We start from the raw sequence: 23104 nt of genomic DNA, 5'->3' as shown, positions 1-23104 counted from the left end.
AAATAAACTGTTTATTTTCAATATCTTATATATTTCCAAGACGCCCAAAAACGAGTAACATCCACCCAACACTCCCTCCTTCCCAAGGATGAATCTGCCGCCATGATTGCCTCGAGACCCACCCGCGCCATGCAACCCTACCTCAAACGGATTGAGCATCTGCGCTCTCTCAAGGGCCGAGGCTCGGATTCCCAGAAATTGAAACGGCACATCCGAGAGGATCCTGCCCTGAGCCCCCTCTATCAGACCTATCTTTTCGTGATCACGCTGAAGGATATAGGCTTGGCTGAAACGCGCGGCGTCTTCGAAATCGTCAGCTTTGAGGATTGGATCGTTAGCCTCAGCACATCCAACCCTTCGATTGAGGATCTTGCGGATGCCCCCCTTCTTCAAAGGTGGTGCCCGATCGAGGAAAGTGGTGTTCCCTTGCTTATCGGACAAGTCTCCGGCCACCCGCATCTGCGCGAGGGCGCGCGCGTCCGGACGTCGCCTCTCATGAACTTGCAACCTGCTAAGGGTTGGGCCCGGAGTTGCAATCGGTTCTACAATCTCGGCGAACGTGATGACGGGTTCTTGGCGGAACTTCGCAAAGACGGACGCCTCGCACCGAGTGCGCATGGTCTCGATCCCTTCCTTTAAGGCGAGCTCAGAACCGCGCCGTGGTGAAGGGGATCAACAGCCTATCGCGCATAAGACCCGTCAGCCCTGTCCTTGAAATCATGGAACCGATCATGACCAACACGCTTGTCCTCGCTGACCTGCATATTGACCTCTGGCATAAGGCGGGCCTCAACCCGCTTGATCAGATCGACTTCAACGATGTCGAGTTGATGATTGTCGCCGGCGATCTGACCAACAAACCCCGGGTGCGCTGGAAACAAGCCTTCGCGCTGATCGGCAAACGGATTCCGCTGGATCGCGTGCATGTGCTCCCGGGCAATCATGACTATTACGACTTCCGTCTGGATGGTGATGATCGGCTTGCCGAGATCGCCCACACAGCCGGCGCCAAGTTTGCGCAGAAATCTGTGATCATTCATGGCAACACGCGCTATCTGTGCTGCACGCTCTGGACGGATATGCGCATGGGCACTGGAACATTGGAAGAGAATGCCGCCGAGGCTGCGCGGATCATGAACGATTACCGCTATATCCGGGTCGCGCACGCGGGCTTTCGCAAAGCGCGCCCGCTCGACACGGTTGCGCTGCATCGTGAGCATGTCGCATGGCTGGGGGCGCGGTTGTCAGAACCGTTTGCAGGTGAGACCGTCGTCGTGACCCATCATGCGCCCCATCCTTTCGCGCTGTCTCCGGGCGGCCCGGTCCCGCAAGCCTATGCCTCGGACCTGAGCGATCTGATCAACCGCTTCCAGCCTGATCGATGGCTGTTCGGGCACACCCACTTGGCAGCAGAGTTTCAGATTGGATCGACCAAGTTGCGCAATGTCTCGGTGGGGTATCCAGCGAAGGCGCGCAAAGCAAAGGAGCCGCGCGATGGTTAGTGACGATCTTGTTCGCAGTATCGTGCGTGCCGTCGCCCTTTCTCAATGCAATCCTACTCTAGTTCAGCATCGCTTGTTGGCGCTGGTCTCGTAGGGGCACCTCACATCGCCGACAAACGCATACGAAAGTCACGGGCCTTTACAGAACGCCAGCACCCGAAAGAATATCTTTGAACTCACTCTCACCCAGAATCCGGATCGGATGCCCCGCATCGCGCATCGCCTCTGCCTTGCGGTGCTTGCTGCTTTTCGAGTGCCCTGCGAGCAAGCTCAGATCCTGATCGCCGACAATCAGGTGTGTGGTCTGTTTCGTCACGCCCGCTTTCACATCCATTCCCGCGCGCGCCGCAAGATTTGCTGCCTCGTCCCGCGTCATGCCAAGGATTCCGGTGAACACTGCGATTGCGCCCACCAGTGGCCCGTTGGGATTGGCGGGTGGGGTCGGTTTCTTCGGAAAGCGGGGTTTCGGCGCCGGTAGAACCAGCTCGCCAAACGGCATGGCCATTCGCGCTTCGGCATGAAGCACCACCATCGCGGCAGCCCGCGCGTCTTCGCCTGCGTCGTGATGGTGAAACTGTAGATCCAAAACCCGCTTGAGGTTTGCAAGGCCATGGCCCCCGTTCCCCTTCAATTCGGGCCAGGCACGCCGCGCAATCTTGACGCTGTCGCTCCAACGCAGGTCGGGCGTTTCGATGCCGCAAAACCCGCAGGCAGCATTGACGGCCTGCTTATCGAAATTGCTGTGCTGGATGAGCTGGTGGCGGGCCAACAACGGCAACAGCGCATTCAAAGCATCGGGGAAGCGAAGAGCGTCAGCGACATGCGCGGGGCCGATACCGTGAAGCTGGATATTGAACGCGTCAAAACGGGTGCCGGGATTGACCAGCATCGAAAAGGTCTGAATCTGGTTGTCAGGCTGCACGCAAGCAATGCCGATTTGACAAATGCTGGCGGCATCACTGCACGCGGTTTCCACATCAAGCGCGATGAAGCGAAAGTCACCCTCCGGCACGCGGGGCGTGTGCGAAAAAGCGGGGCGATCAGTCGGCGCGGCATGGTCAGATACCTGCGCTTTCCGCTGATCGGCCTCGGCACGCGGTGATTGGGACTGCTTTCGCGAACCGCCAGTAAGCCAGTCAAAAACTGCCATAAGAAAGCCCCTTCTAAAAATGCTGACATGAACAGCTTAATGCTGGCTCGACTACGAAGTAATCCTCAATTCCTACCGGACAGCTGCCCTAAAATAAACGCAGTCATGCCCTTCATTTGGACATCCATGTCCGCATTCATACAGGCAGCAGTAATTCACGGAGGTCCGCATCGGTGATCCGGGGCCTCTGAAAGGGTCGGCTGCAGAAATCCGGAAACGATCACGAAAACGGCATCATTCCCCTTGCAGCCTTCGGCCAAGACGATGCGGTCCTCTTCACTGATTTGTGTGGGAGGTATTTCAATGAGGGCTATTCTTTCAACCATGGCTGCGTTGCTCGCGCTTTCAATGCCGATCCAAGCCATGCCGACTGCTGCTGCATTGAGCCAAGATAAAATCGCCCACGGTGGCGGTTGCCGGAAAAGCTCACCTGCTGGGCAGTGCTGCCACATGGACAACAAAGCGGGGCGTGTCCATTGTCACTAAGGCTCTTGTTCGGATTTATCCTTGCAGTTGGTCTTTGTGGGCCGCTGCAAGCGAAGACCATAACCGGCACAGCGTCGGTTATTGACGGCGACACCATCGACATTCACGGGAGCCGAATTCGGCTACACGCGATCGACGCGATTGAGAGCCGTCAGCGCTGCAAGCTGCCCAACGGCAAGCTGTGGAACTGCGATAAGGATGCGTCATTTGCGCTCGCCGACAAGATTGGACGCGCGCCGGTCTCATGTGAGGTCACCGATATCGACCGATATAAACGCTTCGTCGCGATCTGCCGCCAAAACGGGGAAGACCTGAACGCTTGGCTTGTTCGCAATGGCAGGGCCGTCGCGTATCGGCGTTATGGGCGGGAGTACGTGCCCCAGGAAGACGCGGCTAGGAAACAACGAGCCGGTATCTGGGCGAGTGAATTCATGATGCCTTGGGATTGGCGCCGACGCTAATATGACGCTGATGATGCGGGCCGTCACATTGGAAAGTTGACCAATTGCGTGGGCCATAGCGCTTGCTACCGGTTTAGCGGGAAGTAACAACTGCCCGCGATAGCCTATTTTCGTCGCTTGCAACGATGCTATCGTGTCACAGGGTGACGCACAGGTGGGCGGGTAGCGGCCGTTCGCTGCGCACATAGGATCTTTGCCCGATAACGCCCAAAGCGGCCATTAGCCACCTGCTTGGGCGGCTCATCGGCGAACGGCGCATCGCTTCGGTGTGTGCAGGCGCAATCATCGCCACTCATGATCTGTGTCAATACGTCGCGGTGCTGCTCGGCGTAGAATTGCACGCGTAGAAGTTCGATGGGACCGAGCGTAGTGCAATGAATAGCCGTGCTTAATTTAAAGTTCTGATCATCCGAGCTTCATGCAAATGCCTGCGGGCATTGGGACATCAACGTTGATCGGAGGAACGCAACTATGACCGCTAGCGAAACGAGTCCAACACCGGAGATAGCAGAAAAGACTTCGCAAAAACTGGGCTTGGTGCCACTGGCCGCATTGGTTGTTGGATCAATGATCGGCGGCGGTGTTTTCAGCTTGCCGCAGAACATGGCCAAGGGCGCGTCTCCGGGGGCCGTCATCATCGGCTGGTTGATCACGGGTATTGGCATGCTGGCGCTGGCATTTGTTTATCAGGGGCTCTCGACGCGTAAACCGCAACTTGATGCCGGGCCTTATGCCTATGCGCGCGCCGGTTTTGGGGATTTCGTTGGCTTCAACAGTGCGTGGGGATATTGGCTTAGCGCTTGGCTGGGCAACGTGTCTTACGTCGTGCTGATCTTCGGTGCGCTGAGCTATTTCTATCCGGCCTTCGGGGAGGAAGGAAACACGGTGCAGGCCATCATTGGCGCATCAGTGGTCCTTTGGGTTACCCACGCACTTGTTCTGATGGGCATCCGGCAGGCGGCGATTATCAACGTTGTCACCACCATCGCCAAACTGGCGCCGATCGCGCTGTTCATCGTGCTGGTGGCTGTCGCATTCAATATGCCGAAATTCAGTTTTGACTTCTGGGGGATGCAGACGCCAGATCTGGGCAGCGTCGTGGCTCAGGTCAAAAGCACAATGCTGGTCACGCTTTGGGTCTTCATCGGGATTGAAGGGGCAAGCGTCGTCTCGGGGCGTGCCGCGAAACGCACGGATATCGGGCGCGCGACGATCATCGGCTTTGTTATTGCGCTTTCGGTCTATCTGTTGATCTCGCTTATGTCGTTTGGCCTGATGAGTCAGACGGAGCTGGCGGGGCTTCCGGCGGCTGCCTCGATGGCCAATGTGCTTGAGCAAGCGGTCGGTCCTTGGGGCTCGGTCGTTGTGCGCATCGGGCTTGTGGTCTCGGTTGCGGGCGCGTTCCTGAGCTGGACGGTGTTTGCGGCGGAAATTCCCTATCGCGCGGCCAAAGAGGGCATGCTGCCTGCAGTGTTCGCCACGGAGAACACGAACGGCGCACCCGCTGGGGCGCTGTGGATCACCAACATTTTCGTGCAGATCTTTTTGATCGTCACGCTTTATGCAAACTCAACCTATCTTGCGTTGTTCTACATCGCCTCAACCGCCATTCTGGTGCCCTATGTGCTGTCGGGCGCTTACGCGTTCAAACTGGCGCTCAGTGGTGAGGGCTACAAAACAGGTGAACGGCGTGGCCGCGACATGTTTTATGGCGGTTTGGCCACGGTTTACGGCGCATGGTTGGTCTATGCGGCGGGGCCTGCCTATCTGCTGATGTGCGCAATCCTCTATGCTGCCGGTGTGCCGATCTATTGGTATGCGCGCGCGAAAAATGGTGAAAAGCCTTTCTCGGGTGTCGAAGTCTGGATCGGCATTGGCATCGTCATAGCAGCACTCGTCGCCATCTATCAGATGTGGATAGGCGCGATCAGCGCGCTGTGATGCTGGACATTTAGGAACAATCAAATGACCACAAATACGAAGCTAGGTGTCCACTCTGAAACCGGGAAACTGCGGCAAGTCATTGTCTGTCGTCCCGGTTTGGCGCATCGTCGTTTGACGCCCGCAAACTGCCAGGATCTGTTGTTTGACGATGTCTTCTGGGTGAAACAGGCGCAAAAAGACCATGATGTCTTTGCCAACCTGATGCGCGATGAAGGGGTCGAGGTGCTCGACGTCAACGACCTTCTGGCCGAAACGCTGGAAAGTGCAGAGGGGCGTGCCTTTGTTCTCGATCATCGGGTGACGCCCGATCATGTCGGCGTGGGCATGCAGGAAGAATTGCGCGCGTGGATGGATGACCTTCCGGGCGCTCAATTGGCCGAGTATCTGCTCGGCGGATTGGCGGCAGATGACCTGCCCTTCGCGCCCAAGAACCTGTTTGGTAGCTATCTTGGGCATCGTGGGCTGATCTTGCCGCCTCTGCCCAACGCCCTGTTCACGCGTGACAATTCCGCCTGGATCTATGGCGGGGTGACAGTAAATCCGATGTATTGGGCGGCGCGACGGCCTGAGACGCTGCTGAATACCGCGATTTACAAATACCACCCGAAGTTTGCAGGCAAAGTCACGATCCATTGGGGCGACCCCACCAAAGAACACGGTCTGGCAACGCTGGAAGGGGGCGACGTGATGCCGGTGGGCAACCGCACCGTTCTGGTCGGGATGGGGGAGCGTTCGTCGCCCCAAGGGATCGGTCAGCTGGCCGAGGCGCTTTTTGCCAAGGGCGTCGTGGATCGCGTTTTGGCTTTCCGCATCCCGAAATCGCGCGCGGCGATGCACCTTGATACGATCTTCACCCTCTGTGGCGGCGATGTGGTGACGACCTTCAAGGAAGTCGCGGATGAGCTGGTCTGCTACGATATCCGACCCGGCGAGGGTGACGCTCCGCTGTCGTTCCGCCACGACCCGCGCCCGATCTTTGACATCGTGGCCGAGGTGCTGGGCTACAAGAAGCTGCAAATCGTGCCGACGGGTGGCAACACCGAAGAAGAACGTGCCCGCGAACAGTGGAATGATGGCAACAACGTGCTGGCGCTGCGCCCGGGCGTGGTGGTGGGCTATGACCGCAATGACGATACCAACGCGGCCCTCAAAGCCGTCGGGATCGAGGTTCTGGCGATTCCGGGCGCCGAGCTTGGTCGTGGCCGTGGTGGTGGACATTGCATGAGCTGCCCGACCATCCGTGATGCACTCTGATCTGAAAGGACCGCTCAAATGGCTTTCAATTTGAAAAACCGCAGCCTGTTGACGCTGCGCGATTATACCCCGCGCGAAATCGGCTTCCTGCTGAAGCTGGCCGCTGACCTCAAGACCGCCAAATATGCAGGAACCGAGGTGCCAAGATTGCAGGGCAAGGACATCGCCCTGATTTTCGAAAAAGATTCGACCCGCACCCGTGTCGGTTTTGAGGTGGCTGCCTATGATCAAGGTGCGCGCGTCACCTATCTGGGCCCGACGGGCAACCACATGGGCCACAAGGAATCCGTCAAGGATACCGCGCGCGTTCTGGGCCGGATTTATGACGCGATCGAGTATCGTGGTTTCGGCCAAGAGATCGTTGCTGATCTGGCGAAATATTCAGGCGTTCCGGTCTATAACGGGCTGACCAACGAGTTTCACCCAACCCAGATTTTGGCGGATTTCCTGACCATGCAAGAGCATATTGAAAAGCCACTGCATAAGGTGTCTTACGTGTTTATCGGCGATGCGGCCAACAATATGGGCGACAGCCTGCTGATTGGCGGTGCCAAGATGGGCATGGATGTGCGGCTGTGTGCGCCCAAGGAATGCTGGCCGACGCAGGCGATCCAGGACGAGGCACAGGCCTTGGCCAAGGAGACTGGCGCGCGGATCATGATCAGCGAAGACATCGACGCGGCGGTGAAGGGCGTTGATTTCGTCTATACCGACGTCTGGGTCTCGATGGGCGAGCCGAAAGAGAAATGGGCCGAGCGCATCAAGCTGTTGATGCCCTATCAGGTGAATGCGGAATTGATCGCGAAAACCGGCAACCCGCGGGTGCGCTTCATGCATTGCCTGCCGGCATTCCATAACGCCGAAACGACGGTGGGCGCCGAGATTGAGGCCGAGTTCGACATCTCAGCCATGGAAGTGACCGAGGAGGTGTTCGAAAGCCCCGCCTCGATCGTCTTCGATCAGGCCGAGAACCGCCTGCACACGATCAAGGCGGTGCTTGTCGCCACATTGGGGGCCTGAGATGCTGGGGGGGCCTGAGATGCTGGTGGTGGCGGCTTTGGGCGGCAACGCCCTGTTGAAACGCGGCGAGCCGCTGACGGCGCAGGCGCAGCGCACCAATGTGAAACGCGCGGCCGAGGCTTTGGCCGCCATCGTGCGGGCCGGGCATCGACTGGTCGTCACCCATGGCAACGGGCCGCAGGTCGGGCTTTTGGCCCTGCAAGGCGCGTCTTACAAACCCGATGAGGCCTATCCGCTCGATGTGCTGGGCGCTGAAACCGAAGGCATGATCGGTTACATGATCGAGCAGGAGCTGGAAAACGCCCTCAGCCATGATCAGCCTGTGGCGACGCTTTTGACGCAGGTTGTGGTTGATCGCCGCGATCCGGCTTTTGGCAAACCGACCAAATTTGTCGGCCCCGTATATGGACGCGACGAGGCCGAAGCGCGCGCCAAGGCCGCAGGTTGGGCGATTGCCGCCGATGGGGCCAAATGGCGCCGCGTTGTCGCTTCGCCCCAACCGGTCGACATTCCCGACCTGCGCGTAGTGAAACTGCTGCTTGATCAAGGGGTGATCGTGATTTGCGCAGGCGGTGGGGGCATCCCCGTCATACAGCGCGATGATGGCAGTCTTGTGGGCGTGGAGGCGGTGATCGACAAGGATGCCGCCAGCGCCTTACTGGCGCGGAAACTAGGGGCGGATGCGCTTTTGCTGCTAACCGATGTCGACGCCGTTTATCGCGATTTTGGCACCGAGACAGCGGCGCGTATCACCCACCTGACGCCGTCCGAGGCAGATGCGCTTGGAGCCCCTGCCGGGTCGATGGGACCGAAAGTCAATGCTGGGCGTGACTTCGCCCTGACCGGAGGCTTCACCGGTATTGGTCGCCTTGAAGATGCTTTGCACATTCTCGATGGCCAAGCGGGCACGCGGATAGAGGGCGAGAGGTGAAGGAATCAGGAAGCCTCCACGGCTAAATTCATGCCCTGCGCGTGAAAGGAGCCCATTTTAGCAATGATTTAGTGCGTTTGGTCGGCGGTAATCGGGCCCAGTGCATTCTGGGGCGAAACGAGCGCCTCCCCGACCCACATACCCCATCAGTGCGTTTCAGTGGCGTCCCAGCTTTCCGAATTCGCTGTCCAACAAGGTCCGGAGCTTTTTCGCCGCACCGTGCAGGGCAGCATTGGCATTGGCATCGCTATGGGTGACGGCCTGTGGTTTCATCCCCTCGGGGCGCGCTTCAACGGTGCAACGAATATCGTCGCCCCCGCCTTTTGCGCCGTTCACATCGGCCAAGTGCACCTCAATCCGGGACAGCCGATCGGTCAGGTGCCCTAGCGCCGCAGTGACAATCTTTTCGGCCTCATCAGCCAGATGTTGATCGCCATGAATATTGGAATCTGTGTTCATTTGAAATTGCATGTCATTCCTCCTGTCTGTGTCTTCTTACCATGAATATCCGTCGAGATAACTGATCCAGAGCAAGCCAACTGCGAAAGAAGTGCAAAACTTGTGCCTCGACTGCGAAGCAAGGACCCAATCGTGCCCCTACTTCAGCGCTCCAGTCAGAAAAATATCCCTACCGTCAACGAACGGCAGGAATGCGAAAGCCGCGGCGCGGCGACCGAGCAATCAATCAATGTCGGCAATGGGCGGTGGCCTACTGTTTGAACGGTATGACGTTCGATCCGCCGTTGGCGAACGCCACGGCGCCTTCGCCGCGGATGGTATTGAGCGCCTCGTCGAACGCTGCCCGATCATCGTCGAAGAGATCGTCCCAAACGATAGTTGTGCCGTCTTCGGTCACAACTTCCAGCGTCCATCTCTCCCCACCTTCGAGTTTGTAGATATCCACCTTGAATGGCACCCCATCCTCTACGATGCGCTGCGAGGCGCTGGAAATGACAAGGTTGGGTTCGCGTTCCATCTGACTACCTCGTTGGTCTCCGATAGATAATAGGAGCACTGTTCACGCAAGCCAATGTCCGCAAAGCGGGATGTGGTCGCAGCATCTGAAACAAGCACTGAAGGGCAGCAACGGGCCGAGATCCCTTAGGCCGGAAACCCGTAACCGTATTGCTGAAGCCGAGTCTTAGCCCGCTTTAGTTCATCCAGTGTGAAAAGCTCATGCCAAATCTGGTTTTCTAGGACCAACGCCTCTACGGTCAAGTCTAGCCGCCCCTTCTCATAAAGCGCGGTGTATCCATCACTAGGCTTGGTTGCATTGATCAAAGTTCGTGCAGTCTGGATGCCACCGTTGTCAGTAAGCATTCGAAGAAAAATTGAGGCGTTGTAGCTAGCTTCCCTTTTTGCGCGCTCGTAGATGCTGAACATTGCTTGATCAAAGGTCATTGCTACTAAGTCCTTGCAAACGTCATTTTTGGAAGCGTATTTCGAAACCAAGGTTAGCGTTTAGCGATGAGGTTGCAAGGTCGGCTTTGCGCAAGCTGCGCCGCAGCGCGCAACCACTCCTGCAACGGCAGCTCAGGGCCGTGAGCGCCTTCCTACACCAAGGGCGGTTAGCGGCCGTTCGCCGCTTTGCAGCGAGAATTTTGAGATGCCGCCAAAAGCGGACCTTCAAAGCCGAGCGGTCTGGTCGGTCTGCTTTCGGGATGGTTCTTCAGGCAACCGGACGTTTGCTGCAAAAGCAAAACGAACCCGACCACATCCCGAATGCGGTCATTCAAGACGGCTAGCCCGACGGAACACTTAAAACGTCCGTTGTGGGCTCGTAGTCGCGCGACTAAATGTTTTAGGATATGTAGCGCGACACCTCAACAACCCCTGCGTTACCTTCACGGCAAAGCGGCCAGCCTCAGCTTAAGAACGCCCGTCGGCCCACCACCCAAAGCGAAATTGTGCTGTACTTTCGTCGATACCACCAAGTTCAACAGCGCCGCTTGACAGGCAGTTTCACGATAGCTCTTGAGCAAAATCGCTGAAAATAAGATTGCACGTCTCGACTTTCTCTTGCACTCGCTTTGTGCGCGCGAAGCTGCTTTCATTTTTGCGCGCTGGGATGCATCAAGCGGACATGTCCAAATGCAATGGCTCATACCTCAGTGATCCAAAGGAAGCGCGATCAGATGCTAGAAGTTGATTTAAGACCTCGGACCTTTTCAAGGGTAGAAAATGGTAAGATCATTCCACCAATGAACCTGGAATTGATTGTCACCGACCACTGCAATATCAGCTGTCAGCAATGCAATCACGCGTCACCCGTGATGCGAAAGTGGAATGCCGATCTGCAACAAACCGAGCGCGTCCTGGGGGTGTTGTCAAATGTCTACCATTGCGACCGCTTACGGTTGCTGGGCGGCGAACCTTTATTGCACCCAAACCTGACGAACCTTATCCATATTGGCCGGGCATCGGGCATTGGAAACACAATCAATCTCATCACAAATGGTGTGTTGCTTGATCGGCTGCCAGATGAGGCTTGGCGTGCTTTAGATGTGCTGGAGATATCAGTCTACCAAAACTCGGGCCTCTCCAAAGACTTGATCAAAGCCGCGCGCCGTAAAGGGGACAAGCTCGGCACTGAAGTTCAAATTGCCCACTACCCAAAGTTTCGTCACACTTTTTCATTGCACAAAGCGCAGACACCCAAACTGGTCGATGATATTTGGACGGCTTGCAAAATGGCCAACGTCTGGGGCTGCCATAGCTTGCGTGGGGATCACATGTTCAGGTGCCCGCAGTCGATATATGTCCCACCGCTCACCGGTGGACATCTCACAGATGAAGGTTTCGCAGTCACCTCTGCACCGGACTTGCGCGACCGACTTATTGCATTTTTGAACGGCGCAGGCCCACTGAGGTCCTGCGCCAATTGTGTGGGGTCTTGTGGAAAGCAGTTCAATCAAACAGGCTTGCCACGCAAATCATGGAAAGATGACCTTCAAACACCGATGGAAGATATCGTGGACTACACGTTGCTCGCGCAATCGATGACTAACATGCAGGTCATCGACGATTGCCGTATGCCGGAAAGAAGGAAACGCGGTTTGGGTCCTGCAATTGCGCGCAAATTCAGGCAGTTGCTTTAGGCGGATGGACGCGATACGCAAAGTCGAAATCTTGCGTCTTGATGAAAAATAAGGGTAAAGAATGACGACCTGCTATCAACTTGCCGGACCAGATATTGTTCACGAAAGCTTTGGTGGCGATCTCGTCGTTTTGAATCTCAGGTCAGGCCAGTACTTTGGTCTCAACCCTTCGGCCGCGTTGCTTTGGAGTGCGATTGTCGACGGGCAATCTATCACTGATGATTTAGCCGCAGGCGCCGTTGCGTTTGCACAGCATCTGATTGAGCTCGGGCTTATTGTTCCCGCCACGACAGCTACGTCTAAACCGGCCGTGCCGCTTTCCTTGGTTTCAGCCCCGACAATCGAAGTTTATGATGACCTGTCAGATTTGATCGTGGCCGATCCGATCCACGATGTGGATGATGAAGCTGGCTGGCCAAAGATGCAGAAAACATCATCCTAAGACGATGAGTGTCTTCCGCGTCGAGAAGAACCTGATCATTAGGCCAGAAAACGTCGCAGCTAGTCTTGCGCGGGTGTTTGATCATTTTGAGGCAATGTTTGCAGACGCCCAGTACGAACGCAGCTTTGGTATTGCAGGTCAGCGTTTCAGGGTCCGGTCTTGCAGTGATGCCTACTTATCCCAAGCTGACCTTGCACTAGCGTCGACACCAAATACGGATCAGCCAGCCACGCGTATCGCTGTTGGCATCGCTGGAAAGGGCGGCTTTCCAACTCTCACTTGGGGCAGCCAATACTTTGTCGAACGCGGGGTTGAAGCGGCACTTGCCAAGACGCGTTACCGTTTACATCATTTTCCTGAAAAATCGTTCTGGCAGCTGTTCGACCGCCAGACGGGTTGCGGCATCCAGATCATGCCAACTGAGCACGGCTATCCTGATTGGGATCCAGGATCGCCGTTGCGCAACTTCTTGCAGTGGCAATTGGCAAAAGACGGCGGTGCTTTGATCCATGCAGGCAGCTTGGCTGTTGATGGCCGGGGCGTTCTTCTCGCTGGTGCAGGCGGATCAGGCAAATCTGGCACAGTCCTGTCCGGTATTTTGCAAGGATTACAAACAGTTGGCGATGACTATGTCTTTGTGAACCCGGTATCGCTGACGGCTTATCCGCTTTTTGATACGTTAAAACAGGATCACGTTGGGCTGAAACGCCTACAACTCAATAATCATCCTGCCATACCGAAACGGGTTAACTGGCAGAACAAGTATCAGTTCTATTTGCCCGATCTTGGCCACAAGGGGCCAGATCACATCCAACTTGGCGCGCTGCTTCTGCCGAAAATCACCGGCGCAGCAAAGACGACATTAACAATCACCACAGCCAAGGAAGCATTCCTTGCGCTGGCCCCATCCGGTGTGTCGCAAATCCCCGGCGATCGTCCGCTGTTATACTCTGTTGCTGCAGAGATATCGCGACGTCTACCATGCTACAGGCTTGATCTTGGGCCTGATCCTACCGAGATAACACGCGCCATTCGTCACTACATTGCGGAATTCTAATGTGAAAACCACTGTCATCGTTCCCGTTTACAATCGACCCGATGCTCTACGACTGGCGATTAGGTCATTGCTCGAACGTGCCGGTCAGGTTGATTTGGATATCCTGATTGTCGATGATGGGTCCACCGATCAGACCCCATCTGTGACTGACGATCTCGTGCAATCGACAACAAACGTACGGGTGGTGCCCCGCGAAAACGGCGGCGTTGCAGCAGCACGCAATACGGGGCTTTTAAATCTACTGCCGGAAACCCAAATTGTGACGTTTCTAGATTCTGATGACATCATCGCTGCCAATCGGTTTGGGCCCGACCTTGCGTTATTGCGGGATAATCCAGACATTGAAATCACCTATGGGGACATGGTTGGAACGGATCAGATCAACCCCGAAACGCTTTGCCCCGCCGAAAATGCGATTGCGCGCCGGATGACAAGCATCCACCTGTCATGCGCCCTGATGCGGCGCAATCTGGTAGATCGGATAGGGTTCTTTGACACAGACCTAAAACAGGCAGAAGACACTGACTATCTCTTGCGTATATTTGAATCAGGTACAAAATTTGCGCAAACGGATACGATTTGCCACTACTATCTGCGCCATCCCGGCAACATGACCAAGAAACTGGACGAAGCCAAAAAGAGCTTTGCACTTGCATTGATGAAAAGCATTCAACGTCGCAAATCGGACCCGTCACGTCAGTTGAACAAACCTAGCTTCAACATCGATTTTCCGGCGGAGTTATTATGACCTACAGCGTTGCGATTCCTGCCTATAATGCGGCAAAGACCATTGCAGAGGCGATAAAATCCGTTTTGGCACAGACCGTACCTCCGAGCGATATCGTGGTCGTCGATGACGGTTCAACCGATGACACTGCCGCGATTGCCCGCGCCCAATCAGATACTGTCAAGGTCATTACACAAGACAATGCTGGTTGCGGGCAAGCGACAAGTCGCGCGATTAAAAGAACGATGTGCGATATCGTTGCGACCCTTGATGCGGACGATCTTTGGATGGCCGACAAGATGGAAAAGCAACTCGAAATATTACGCCAAGCGAATAAACAGACTTTAGTTTTTGGAAGTCACAGACATTTCAAGCATGGATCAGATGACTACACCACCGGTCATGAATGTGACGGCAAGACCCGATCAGACCTGGTGTTATATCGCGCTGCGTTTGACCATGTAGGCGATATTTTCGACCCGCCGGGTGGGCGGGGCGACATGGTTGACTGGCTCGGGCGGGCGCGTGAACTGGGGTATCAGTTTCAAGTCTGTAACGCGGTGCTGGTCCTGCGGCGGATCATCCCAGGCAGTCTTTCCTATGGGCGAGACAACGCCAAAGATCAAGGATACCTCATGGTTGCGCATCGGGCTATGATGCGGCGCAAAGCGCGTGAGCAAGCGGAAAGTACATCATGACCAGCTCTCGTTGGTTTCCAAACCTTGCTTGGGCTTGGCCGCATGGCGGTCGCAATCAGCTGGTTATTGCTGCGATCTGCCCTGATGAGGCCCGCGCATTTGCCGCAATCGAAAGCTGGTTGCATGAGACCGACCTTGATGATGCGACCTTTCCCGAACATCGCCTACTTGCCGCTATCACAACCCGATTTGACGACAGGTTAAAAAAACACCCAGAGCATGCGCGCCTTAACGGGTTGCAAAGGCTAAACTGGACACGATCGCTCATGGCAATGAGCGCAGCCAAGCCGGCGTTGCTACAAATGGTTTCGGCGGGTTTGCAGTTGATTTTGCTAAAGGGCGCTTGCCGCGTGGCCTTGGATGTGTCCGAACAAAAATCGCGCACAGCTTATGATCTGGACTTGCTTCTTAGCCCTAGCGATTTTGTGAGCGCATTCGAAATTTTGGCTGCAAATGGCTGGAACAGTACACGGGGCGAAAGTGTGCTTGGATTGCGTGGGCGCATCTCAAGCGTGCGCGCGCGGAATTTCAAGCAGGGACGCTTTGGCGATATCGACCTGCATCAATACGCGTATCACATCGCCAACCAAAGCAGCGACAGCGACCGCGCCTTGTTTGACGACGTCCAACCGGCGCAGTTCTACGGTCTTCCAGTTTTTGTTCCCAGCCCAGAGGAACGATTGGCCATCGCCATTGGCCATGGCGGGTGGGATGGGCACAGCCATAGCGACTGGCTTGTCGACGCCGCGCGGATCGTGAATTTAGACGGCGTTGATTGGGATAAATTCTGCAAGATCACCAAATCGCGCAAACTGAGCGGACCCACCGCAATTGCTTTGTCATATCTGTCAACAGAAGTTGGCCTGAATATCCCGTCCGAAGTGCTACGCGACGTTTGTGGAAGGACCAATCTGGCGTCCCCGGCACAAATCAGTGCAATGTTTCTTGCCAAAGACATCGGGAAATTATCGTCAGCACAAAGGGTTATCCGGCGCGGGTTTGAGAACTTTCACAAGTTAAAACACTCTGGACGGGATAAAATGCAAGATACGCCACTGTTTCGCGCAGTGACAAAACCTGGATCACCTGCCGCAGTTTCGGACGGCGTGCTAGAGCATCAACTTGTACCGGATACACAAGCCAAAGCAGGGCTTTTGGCGTTCAATGTCACACTAAACGTCAAGACGCCGCTCAAACGGCGACGCATTGAATTCGAACTCAACAGCTCAACACGCAACTTATGCCACCTGCAAGCCTTTCACCTACGCAAGAGCGGCGATCATACAGAGGTGCGATTCAAAGGTCAGATCATGCTTACAAAGGAAGATTTCCCGATTGTTCTGTTAGCCTTACCGGGGAAATTGGTTGAAGCGCCGGACGGCAGCCCCGAACACCAGAAGTACGGCGTTGTTTCCTTTTCGGTGTTGGCGGTCGACTTCACCCATCAGCGCTAGGCCACAATCCGTCCGGTTTCAATGGGGGATGTAAGTAAGCCTGGGGACACAAATGATCAGAAAAATATGCAGCGCATCTAAGATGGAATGCCCCCGCTGAAGTGGTCCACCAATTGGGATATGATTACCCCGTTTTTAGGAGGACTACCTGCACGCTTGGGAGACCGGGGCTCAGGCCCGCGCGGGAGTCCGGAAATGGATGGAGTTCTACAATCACCGCCGCCCGCACAAAGCCCTTGGCGGACAACCACCGGCGGTGGTCTACTCGCTAATCGAAGCAACGCAACCCGATCAGCAGGAGCAGATCAGAGCTTAAAAAGCGCGAGATACTGTCCAAGGAATGGGGAGCACCTCACCCGCCGCGCTGGCCACGCTAGCGTGGGTCAAGGAAAGGTCGCAGCGTCGATCCTGCAGGAGGCGGAGTGCAGGCGTGACAAACTATTTTTGCATTTTTGGACAGCGAAATAGAAAGATTTCTTGACCTGTGGCGAAGAGAAGTGACGTCGTCAATTGCTGATCCCGCAGGATCAACGTGAAAAGTTGAGGCGAAACGGGTTCCAGTGGTCAGCTGATATCGAATGGCCGTGTCGGATGCCGCGAGAGGCGGTTTAGCGTCAAACGAAACTAAGACGGCGAGGCGACCGTAAAACGCTTCCACTACGACAATCACGACCAGTTGCGAACACATCTCGCCGACTTTATGGCAGCTTACAACTTCGCCCGCAGTCTCAAGACCCTAAGGGGGCTTACGCCTTACGAATACATCTGCAAGATCTGGACTTCAGAGCCAGATCGCTTCATCATTGATCTGATCCACCAGATGCTGGGACTAAACACCTAGAGTCAGGACCCATTGATCTTCTGCCACAACCGCACGGTTCGGCTTAAATGGATGTAGACATATAACTGGCTCTAAACTTACATTGCGATCGGACGAGCATGGGCCCAAAAACCGAAAGTGGCGGCACGAGTATTGGGATTGCCCCGTGTTAAAAACGAGGGGATTACAAAAGAAATTTAACCACCGTGAAAACAAGAAGCGAAAGGATAAGTGAATTCCTAATATCTTCATGAGACTGCTTGATGAAAAAAACAAAAGTAATTTTGTTCGCCGACATTTGAAAAGAAAGCTCAGTGAGATTAAAGCCTGGATTAAAGAAATTCTCTCGCTCGATAAGTTTTCTTCGAAATACATAATTAGGAACCGTTTAGGACTAAAGTTATTGCTTGACCAGACAAGTCTGGTTGATCAAGCGATGCTGGTCAACGGTACTTGGGAAGCCACACAAATTGAATTGATGGGCCGCGCCTATCGATGGGTAAATACGCAAGATAATCCGATATTTCTTGATGTTGGATCGTATTGGGGCCTTTACTCAATGCTGGCAGTGCGGTCACATGTAGAACATATTCATGCATTTGAAGCTGATCCAAAGAATCACTCTCAACTCAGAAGTCAACTTTTTTTGAATGACTTCGTGCATAAGATCAACGTGCATCATGTTGCCGTTTCCGATCAAACAGGAACGCTCACTTTCCGGCCCAGTGAAAAGATTCAAGACGGCAATCGCGGTAGCACTGGTGTTGTTGCGCCCGAAACCACAGACGCTATAACGTTGAACTGCGTCTCTTTGGATGATATTTTTGATCTCAGGGGCGCAACCATAATCGGAAAACTGGACGTCGAAGGGCATGAGCCCGCAGTATTGCGCGGCATGGCTCGGCTCGTATTGCAAAATAGAGTATTTTTGCAAGTTGAAGAGTTCCCTGAGCACCATGTTGCCACATCTACGGCAGCAGAATCAGTTGGTTTAAGATGTGTCCATGCGATCGCTGTAGATAGATACTATACAAACATCCCAGATGCTGAACTTGAGTGGCTCACGTAGTTGTTCAGTACCGTAGTCGCCTTGCATATTTAAATGTACTTTTACGGACAGCTGCAATTTCGCGCCGATGGTATTGTGTGCGGCGTGATCACGGATATAAGCGCTGCTAGATCACCCTCGGGTTGGCGAATTGTTGAGCGATAATATGTTATAGGAGCAGTGAAAAATAGTGCCTAAAGAAAACCCTACCATCGTAACGCTGAGCTCAATACCCCCACGATTTGATGGGCTCACAACCGCACTCAGATCACTTCTTTCCCAAAGCTTGCCATTTAGCGAGGTCCGACTCTATGTGCCGAAAGCATACAGGCGATTTCCAGAATGGAACGGAAAACTGCCAAATGTTCCCGACGGAGTAAGGATTGTCCGATGCGATTCGGACATCGGGCCAGCAACGAAAATTTTGCCTGCAGCACGAGAACTCCGTGGTCAAGATATAGACATCATGTTCTGTGATGATGACAAAGCGTATGATCGTAATTGGCATCAGAGGTTTAAGAGTGCAGCTCTAAAAAGGCCGAACACCTGTATCGTCGAGGTGGGCGAGACTTTCCCCGATATCGCGGATAGTGACAGGCCCGTTGATCGCCTTCCCCGCAGTAGGCGTGCACCCAAGGACTGGATCTATAGGTTAAAGCGGGTAGCGTCGCTAACCTTACACAAACCCCATACCTACCGAAATAGTGGATATGTCGATCAAATTTCAGGCTACGGCGGCGTTCTCGTCCGGCCAAACTGGTTTGACAACACTGCGTTCGACATACCAGACGTAATGTGGACGGTTGATGATCCATGGTTGTCGGGACATCTCGAATTAGCTGGCATTCCGATATGGTTGAATGGAAATGGGAAGCAGCCGAAATCGGCGAGCGTAGGTCGAATTCACGGATTGCTCAAATTTGAAGAGGCAGGGTATAACCGTGTCGCTGCTGATCTGAGGGTGATCTCCTACTTCCGGACTAAATACGGCATCTGGAAAAAAAGCGACGATATCGAGCCTGAATTTAGTAGAATGACCGGTTCGATGAGGGAACTGGCGAGGAAGTCAACCAAACAAGCGTAGCCATATGATATTTGTTAAGCGAGTATAGTGTCGATGAAGGTGGATTACGTGCACATATTTTATGATATTTCTGACATCGTGTACAGTTTGGCCTCGCAGCGTCATTCCGGAATAGGGCGCGTCGAGCGAGCTTGGCTCTCCCGTGTCGCGAATGGCAAAGTCAAAGCGCATTACGTCTTTGAAAGGCAGGGCCGGACGGTGATCCTTGGTCCCGCGGCTGGCGAAATTCTTGTGCAGTGGGAACGGTTGGGGCGGGCGAGCTCTATGCCCATCCTTAGCCGTGTTGCACTAAAAATCGGTCGGAATCGATTTGCCTTACGACGCGCGCTAATGAAGCAGGCCGTGGCTAGGCCTAGTAAGGATTGGGCGAAGGTCGGAAAGGTGCTGTCGAAAGTCGCAGGACCCGACAGTTGGTTTCTATCTGTCAGCCAACGCGGCGTGAGAGCTGGTCTGCATGCGGCGATCGAGCGGGCGGGTATCCGTAGCGCGCAGCTGATCCATGATACAATTCCGCTTGATTTCCCTGAGTATTGCTTACCCGGCGCCAAGAACCACATGGAAAAATTTGTAGCCTTTCTTGCCCGGGAATGTGACTTGGTCCTATGCAATTCACAGGTCACAGCGGATGATTTCGCGCGCCACGCCCACCGAATTAATGGGTGGCCTCCAAAAGGTGAGGTTATCGTCGCGCACCTTGGGGTCAATTTGACCGAGGCCGTTGAGGGCGGCCGCCTCCCTCCCGCAATTGCGCTAGGTAAGCCGTTCTTCTTGGTTCTTGGGACGATTGAAGGGAGGAAGCAGCATGAATTCCTACTCGATGTCTGGGAGGAAATGGCGCGTCGCCTTCCCCGAGAAGAAATTCCCCAATTGGTGATCGCCGGGAGATGGGGTTGGAAGATCGACAAATTTCGTCAAAGGCTTGCCGCATCCGCGCTGAACGGGTTTGTCATCCATGTCGTGGAGAAGCCGGATGATAGTTCTGTGGCCACAATGATGAGCAAAGCTAATGCTTTGCTTATACCAAGCATGGCTGAAGGCTATGGCCTGCCGGTCATTGAAGCTGTGCAATGGGGCATCCCTGTGATCGCCAATGATCTGCCAGTCTATCGGGAATTTGTAGGGGATTATCCTACCTACATCCCAATTTCAGACATCAATGGCTGGGTGACACACATTCTGTGTTCCAGTGGGGTGCGAACACGCCGAACTGTCCCTGCGGTTACAAGCTGGGAAGAGCATTTTTCAAAGGTGATTGGGCAGATGAACGCGATCGCCAAGGCTTCGCATTTGATGGCTTGAGCCTTGAGGCACCAATGAGGCATTGTTGCAGAACTCGTCGTCGGGACGAGCCTCCTCCTTCCCCCCGAGATCTTAGGCTAGGGCGAGATCAAACGCGTGGCCGAGGGCATTGAAGGTAAACGCTCGATTGCGGCGGTCAGGGTCCGCGCGTAGTCGGCCGGGGTCTCGTAACCTAGCCGACCCCATGACGGGGGCAAATGTATCATCATATCAAGTGCAGGAAGGGCGGTTTACAGACATTCTCCGCAGGTGCGCGATCATTGGTTATCACAGTGAAAAGCCGACATTCGCACCTCTGCCTGCGCGGTAGTTCTTGCCGCGCCCTGCACCAAGGGCAGCAATGCGCAGAAAGCGCCCTTTGCAAAGTCGTGGTCAGCGGGCTACCTTGATGGGGTAAACGGCCCAGAGCCGCCGTTCTCCGGAGCAGGTCGTGCCGCGCCGCAACTTCCCTGGACCGGCCATTCACGCGTGGCGCAGCATTATTGACGTGCCAAGGTTGGCAACGTGGGACAAAGTGAGATCTCGCCGGAAACGAGGCAACGGCCGCGCTCCCGGCAAATCCACCTATGCCTAAACGCTCACGCCAAAGATTTTTCCGACAACGGAAGTGATGGCCATAGCCGCCGCGCCCCAAAATAATACGCGGGCTGTTGCGCGCAGTTTTGGTGCTCCGCCGACTTGGGCACCTAAGGCACCTAGGCCTGCTAGGCATATCAAGGTCGTAATAACGACGGTAGGGATAATCCTATCGCTTGGCGCAAAAATGGCGGCGGCGAGCGGCAGTGCTGCTGCGACCGTAAACGTAAGTCCAGAGGCAAGCGCCGCCTGCAATGGATTTGCGCTATGCACTTCGGACAGTCCAAGCTCGTCACGCACATGAGCGCCGAGTGCATCTTTGACAGTTAACTCCCGTGCAACCAAGGCCGCGGTTTCGAGGGACAGTCCACGTGACTGATAGATCGATGCCAGTTCCGCTTCTTCCGCTTCTGGTGTGTCGATGAGGGCTTGTTTTTCGCGAGCGATGTCAGCGCGTTCGACATCGGACTGCGAACTGACCGAAACATACTCGCCAGCGGCCATCGACATAGCACCTGCAGCAAGCCCGGCAGCACCAGCCACCAAAATAGCCGTTGGGCTGGGGTCTGCAGCTGCAACGCCGACGATCAGCGATGAAACTGAAACGATGCCGTCATTGGCACCTAAAACAGCCGCACGCAGCCAACCTGCGCGATTGATGTAGTGCAATTCTTCATGCGCAGATTTGTAGGGTAAGCTCATCGTGATCTCCGTCAAGAATGGGCAAATGCACATTTCCATATCGGCTGCTTATATATTCGACACACTGTCTTAGCTATCTGCAAAATCGGCATATGAGCACTAGCCAAACACGGTAAACTTGGGCTCGGATCCGTCCTGCGGTAGTGCGGCGTTCAAACTTTCGCTTTGGACCTCTGCCTGCCCATTCTCAGTGCCGCGACAGTTGACCGTAGTCAGCCCGCTCTAGCGATTCATGCGCGGCGCTGCATAAATTTGGTCCTATGAGGCTGCAAAGCGGGACTTAGCCGTGGTCTTTGGGTTGATCATGACGTCCTTTCTCCAGACGGTGTGGAATGCTGAGGTCGCGGTTTCCAAGGGTCGATTAACATGCCGCTGCGACAGGGCCACGTCCCCTTGAAATAGGACTCCGTGTTCAGCGCATCTCGAACAGTTCTTGGTGAAACCGCTCGTCAGTCGGAAACCCCTGCGCGGCGAAATCTGTCCGCAGCGCGGCACCGAACTTGCTGGGACCGCAAAACCAAAGGCTCGCCTCGCGCCAATCCCCGATCTCGTCGCGGATGCGCTGCCCCGTCAACTGGCCATCGCGGGCGTCAATCAGCAGATGCAGCCGAACCTTGGCCGCGCGGGCATCTTCGGCAATTCGTTCCAGCGCCGCCTCGTCCACTTCCCGTGTCGTGTGGAATAGATCAATTTCTGGCCGTGCTTCGTCGGGGCTAACCGTTGCCATTTCCTTCAATCGCGCGAGGAAGGGGGTGATGCCGATACCGGCGCCGACCCAGATCTGGCGCGGCAGGCCATCATCAAAAGTGAAGCGGCCATAGGGGCCTTCCACCGTCACCTTCTGGCCGAGCTTGAGGCGGTCAATAAGACCGGTGGTGTGGTCGCCGAGTTCCTTCGAGACGAAGGTGACTAGCGGCTCTTCCGGAGACCAGGCCGAGGCGATGGTATAGGGATGCGCGCCTTCGACCACATTGGAAGTCACAAAGGCAAATTGACCGGCCTGATGTCCTTGCCAGCCCTTGCCGAGCCGGATCACTGTCTCGAGTGAGCGCACGCCGGGATAGTTGCGCATCTCGGCGATCTCGCCGGAAACACGGCGTCCGGCACCGATCCGTCCGAAGATCGAAACCAACGCGGCGTAGCTACCGGCCAGCATGAGGAGCGCCAGCGCGACGCCGAGCGGGGTCGCCCACATTGCATGGTCGATCAGGATGACGGAATGGAATACCAGGACCAAGTAGACGACTGGCACAAAGCGGTGGCTGTAACGGAAGACCTTGTAGGGAACCAACTTGATCAGCGCGACCAGCAACAAGATGACGATGCCGTAAAACGCCCATTCGCCCAACCC

The 23104-nt window shown here is 55.1% G+C and carries 24 protein-coding genes and 2 pseudogenes; 18 read left to right on the top strand and 8 right to left on the bottom strand.

What is annotated here, in order from left to right; all coding sequences use genetic code 11:
* Positions 1 to 282 precede the first annotated feature (282 nt).
* Together AB4874_RS17935 and AB4874_RS17930 are read left to right on the top strand one after the other, a co-directional pair.
* Positions 283 to 639, top strand: coding sequence for a DUF6634 family protein (locus AB4874_RS17935; RefSeq protein WP_368393008.1), 357 nt, complete (start codon positions 283 to 285; stop codon positions 637 to 639).
* 92 nt (positions 640 to 731) lie between these two features.
* On the top strand, positions 732 to 1502 hold the full coding sequence (locus AB4874_RS17930) for a metallophosphoesterase (protein WP_368393007.1): 771 nt from the start codon (positions 732 to 734) through the stop codon (positions 1500 to 1502).
* Between the two features lie 139 nt (positions 1503 to 1641).
* Here AB4874_RS17930 and AB4874_RS17925 read toward each other — a convergent pair whose 3' ends face one another.
* The 3 genes and pseudogenes from AB4874_RS17925 to AB4874_RS17915 form a co-directional block, all read right to left on the bottom strand.
* Positions 1642 to 2088 carry a BRCT domain-containing protein gene (locus AB4874_RS17925; RefSeq protein ID WP_368393017.1) on the bottom strand — a complete coding sequence of 149 codons (447 nt, stop codon included), beginning with the start codon at positions 2086 to 2088 and terminating at the stop codon, positions 1642 to 1644.
* Positions 2089 to 2652, bottom strand: a pseudogene (locus AB4874_RS17920) (exonuclease domain-containing protein); the annotation flags it as partial.
* Positions 2653 to 2807: 155 nt separating this feature from the next.
* The gene (locus AB4874_RS17915) at positions 2808 to 3017 is read right to left on the bottom strand and encodes a hypothetical protein (protein WP_368393006.1); all 210 of its coding nucleotides are present in this window, start codon (positions 3015 to 3017) and stop codon (positions 2808 to 2810) included.
* Positions 3018 to 3128: 111 nt separating this feature from the next.
* Here AB4874_RS17915 and AB4874_RS17910 point away from each other — a divergent pair, with 111 nt between their 5' ends.
* The 5 genes from AB4874_RS17910 to arcC all read left to right on the top strand — a co-directional run bounded on the left by AB4874_RS17910 (position 3129) and on the right by arcC (position 8748).
* Positions 3129 to 3599, top strand: coding sequence for a thermonuclease family protein (locus AB4874_RS17910; RefSeq protein WP_368393005.1), 471 nt, complete (start codon positions 3129 to 3131; stop codon positions 3597 to 3599).
* A 471-nt stretch (positions 3600 to 4070) separates the two neighbouring features.
* A complete protein-coding gene (arcD, locus tag AB4874_RS17905) occupies positions 4071 to 5540 on the top strand; it encodes an arginine-ornithine antiporter (protein WP_368393004.1) in 1470 nt (489 codons plus the stop codon).
* 24 nt (positions 5541 to 5564) lie between these two features.
* Positions 5565 to 6797, top strand: a complete 1233-nt coding sequence (locus tag AB4874_RS17900; RefSeq protein WP_368393003.1) for an arginine deiminase — start codon at positions 5565 to 5567, stop codon at positions 6795 to 6797.
* A gap of 18 nt (positions 6798 to 6815) precedes the next feature.
* A complete protein-coding gene (locus tag AB4874_RS17895; protein ID WP_368393002.1) occupies positions 6816 to 7817 on the top strand; it encodes an ornithine carbamoyltransferase in 1002 nt (333 codons plus the stop codon).
* Position 7818: 1 nt separating this feature from the next.
* Positions 7819 to 8748 (top strand): carbamate kinase, encoded by a 930-nt coding sequence (arcC, locus tag AB4874_RS17890; RefSeq protein WP_438273498.1) that lies wholly within the window; start codon positions 7819 to 7821, stop codon positions 8746 to 8748.
* A 156-nt stretch (positions 8749 to 8904) separates the two neighbouring features.
* Here the strand turns inward: arcC and AB4874_RS17885 are convergent, their stop codons facing one another.
* The 3 genes from AB4874_RS17885 to AB4874_RS17875 form a co-directional block, all read right to left on the bottom strand.
* A complete protein-coding gene (locus AB4874_RS17885; protein WP_368393001.1) occupies positions 8905 to 9219 on the bottom strand; it encodes an HPF/RaiA family ribosome-associated protein in 315 nt (104 codons plus the stop codon).
* Between the two features lie 238 nt (positions 9220 to 9457).
* Positions 9458 to 9724: a hypothetical protein gene (locus tag AB4874_RS17880; RefSeq protein ID WP_368393000.1), complete on the bottom strand. Its 267-nt coding sequence runs from the start codon at positions 9722 to 9724 to the stop codon at positions 9458 to 9460.
* Between the two features lie 125 nt (positions 9725 to 9849).
* The gene (locus AB4874_RS17875) at positions 9850 to 10149 is read right to left on the bottom strand and encodes a hypothetical protein (RefSeq protein WP_368392999.1); all 300 of its coding nucleotides are present in this window, start codon (positions 10147 to 10149) and stop codon (positions 9850 to 9852) included.
* 734 nt (positions 10150 to 10883) lie between these two features.
* On the opposite strand from AB4874_RS17875, the gene AB4874_RS17870 reads away from it, so the two are divergent.
* From AB4874_RS17870 to AB4874_RS17820, 11 genes and pseudogenes are all read left to right on the top strand, one after another.
* On the top strand, positions 10884 to 11846 hold the full coding sequence (locus AB4874_RS17870) for a radical SAM protein (RefSeq protein ID WP_368392998.1): 963 nt from the start codon (positions 10884 to 10886) through the stop codon (positions 11844 to 11846).
* 61 nt (positions 11847 to 11907) lie between these two features.
* Positions 11908 to 12288 (top strand): PqqD family protein, encoded by a 381-nt coding sequence (locus tag AB4874_RS17865; RefSeq protein ID WP_368392997.1) that lies wholly within the window; start codon positions 11908 to 11910, stop codon positions 12286 to 12288.
* Complete coding sequence (locus tag AB4874_RS17860) at positions 12248 to 13345, top strand: hypothetical protein (protein ID WP_368392996.1); 1098 nt, start codon at positions 12248 to 12250, stop codon at positions 13343 to 13345. Before AB4874_RS17865 ends, AB4874_RS17860 begins: the two co-directional genes overlap by 41 nt.
* Position 13346: 1 nt before the next feature.
* On the top strand, positions 13347 to 14093 hold the full coding sequence (locus AB4874_RS17855; protein WP_368392995.1) for a glycosyltransferase family 2 protein: 747 nt from the start codon (positions 13347 to 13349) through the stop codon (positions 14091 to 14093).
* Positions 14090 to 14770 (top strand): glycosyltransferase family 2 protein, encoded by a 681-nt coding sequence (locus tag AB4874_RS17850; RefSeq protein WP_368392994.1) that lies wholly within the window; start codon positions 14090 to 14092, stop codon positions 14768 to 14770. The genes AB4874_RS17855 and AB4874_RS17850 overlap by 4 nt, the downstream gene beginning before the upstream one ends.
* Positions 14767 to 16224 (top strand): nucleotidyltransferase family protein, encoded by a 1458-nt coding sequence (locus AB4874_RS17845; protein WP_368392993.1) that lies wholly within the window; start codon positions 14767 to 14769, stop codon positions 16222 to 16224. Before AB4874_RS17850 ends, AB4874_RS17845 begins: the two co-directional genes overlap by 4 nt.
* 148 nt (positions 16225 to 16372) lie before the next feature.
* A complete protein-coding gene (locus AB4874_RS17840) occupies positions 16373 to 16540 on the top strand; it encodes an integrase core domain-containing protein (protein ID WP_438273499.1) in 168 nt (55 codons plus the stop codon).
* A gap of 318 nt (positions 16541 to 16858) precedes the next feature.
* Positions 16859 to 17065, top strand: a pseudogene (locus AB4874_RS17835) (IS3 family transposase); the annotation flags it as partial.
* A gap of 229 nt (positions 17066 to 17294) precedes the next feature.
* Complete coding sequence (locus AB4874_RS17830) at positions 17295 to 18113, top strand: FkbM family methyltransferase (protein WP_368392992.1); 819 nt, start codon at positions 17295 to 17297, stop codon at positions 18111 to 18113.
* Positions 18114 to 18558: 445 nt separating this feature from the next.
* A complete protein-coding gene (locus AB4874_RS17825; RefSeq protein WP_368392991.1) occupies positions 18559 to 19176 on the top strand; it encodes a hypothetical protein in 618 nt (205 codons plus the stop codon).
* Between the two features lie 33 nt (positions 19177 to 19209).
* Positions 19210 to 20475, top strand: coding sequence for a glycosyltransferase family 4 protein (locus AB4874_RS17820; protein ID WP_368392990.1), 1266 nt, complete (start codon positions 19210 to 19212; stop codon positions 20473 to 20475).
* Positions 20476 to 21045: 570 nt separating this feature from the next.
* Here AB4874_RS17820 and AB4874_RS17815 read toward each other — a convergent pair.
* Both AB4874_RS17815 and AB4874_RS17810 read right to left on the bottom strand, forming a co-directional pair.
* On the bottom strand, positions 21046 to 21753 hold the full coding sequence (locus AB4874_RS17815) for a VIT1/CCC1 transporter family protein (protein ID WP_368392989.1): 708 nt from the start codon (positions 21751 to 21753) through the stop codon (positions 21046 to 21048).
* A 412-nt stretch (positions 21754 to 22165) separates the two neighbouring features.
* Positions 22166 to 23101 (bottom strand): ferredoxin reductase family protein, encoded by a 936-nt coding sequence (locus tag AB4874_RS17810; protein ID WP_368392988.1) that lies wholly within the window; start codon positions 23099 to 23101, stop codon positions 22166 to 22168.
* Between the last annotated feature and the right edge of the window lie 3 nt (positions 23102 to 23104).

The sequence above is a fragment of the Thioclava arctica genome (assembly GCF_040892615.1).
Taxonomy (GTDB): domain Bacteria; phylum Pseudomonadota; class Alphaproteobacteria; order Rhodobacterales; family Rhodobacteraceae; genus Thioclava; species Thioclava arctica.
This window is presented reverse-complemented; position numbering and strand designations above follow the sequence as displayed.